This is a genomic window from Acinetobacter sp. 228 (assembly GCF_048147885.1).
Map to the genome: position 1 here is coordinate 1 of NZ_JAYWYV010000327.1, position 1,279 is coordinate 1,279.

Annotated in this window: 1 protein-coding gene and 1 pseudogene; both read right to left on the reverse strand. The window is 37.2% G+C overall.

Annotated elements, in window-relative coordinates; genetic code table 11:
• Window positions 1–588 (reverse strand): YdcF family protein (locus tag VXQ92_RS18655; protein ID WP_416682809.1); only part of this gene is annotated, 588 nt, incomplete at its 3' end.
• A gap of 126 nt (window positions 589–714) precedes the next feature.
• Window positions 715–1,279: pseudogene (locus VXQ92_RS18660) on the reverse strand (hypothetical protein); the annotation flags it as partial.

The window sequence follows — 1,279 nt, forward strand, 5'->3', positions numbered from 1 at the left end:
TTGTTCAAGTAAAGGTTTACTATTTTTAAGATTAAGTTCTGTACTTGTGCTTTTGTCTTCAAGGATCATTCGATCTTTTGCTATATGAAAATGTTGTTCCAAGTAGCGTGACATGACTAATGCTTCAGGTTCTTTTTCGGAGAAGTCTAAACCGCCTGTTAAAATAACCTTTGCTTGCGGTTGTGAAAGGGCAACTGGCGCTGCTGTGTCAAGACGCTTTGCAAGAATAGCTGAAGGCTGTCCATTTTCGACACCACTTCCTAAAACAATAATTGCTTTAACTGCGGGAAGGTTTTGACTTGCGTCTTTATTTTCTTTAATAAAATTAAAAAAATAGCCTAAGCCAATTAACCAAATCCAGAAACACAACCACCCAAAACGCCAAAGAGTATGAAGCCGATAGTGATAGAAGAAAAACCGTTCTAAATGATAATAAAATAATGCATAAAGACAGAAGAATGCTCCTAAAACTAAAGGAACAAGTGTGCCTACATGAATTTTATTGAGAAAAGCTAGAAATAAGCCGTCCAAAAATAAAATTGAACCAATGACTGCTAAGAAAATCCGAATCCACTTACTGACTTGCATTGTGTTTAAAGCTGCAATTTAAATTGCAGACAGTGTATGCAAAATCATTCCAAATTCAATGCTGATTGTAATAAAAAGCCGAGTAAAGCATTTTGGCTATTACTCGGCTTTGTTATTTATTGATATTTAATAAACATCACGGCGATAACGGCCTTGTTGTCTTAACTCATCGACTTGTTCTTCGCCTAAAATATGAATAAGTGCTTGATCGACTCCACTTGCCATTCCATCAATACTGCCGCATACATAGAGTACTGCACCACGTTCAATCCAGTTGACTAACTCTGCTGCATTTTGTCGGATGATATCTTGAACATAAACACGTTGTTCTTGATCACGTGAGAATGCAAGATCAAGTCGTTTTAACATTCCCATCGTTTGCCAAGCTTCAATAGTTGATGCATAGAAGAAATCATGAGCGCGTTGGCGTTCACCGAAGATTAGCCAGTTTTCAGTATAATTATGGCGAGTTCGTGTATGAAGTAAACTCATTAAACCCGCGATTCCCGTTCCATTACCAATACAAATAATTGGACGATTATCATCAATCAAATGAAAAGACTCATTGGTACGGATACGCAGTGCAACATTTTGATTAATTTCTGTATGTTGAGTCAGCCAACCTGATCCTAAACCTAAATCACCAGACTCATCATGTTGTTGACGAACAACTAGACGTAATACTTGCTGA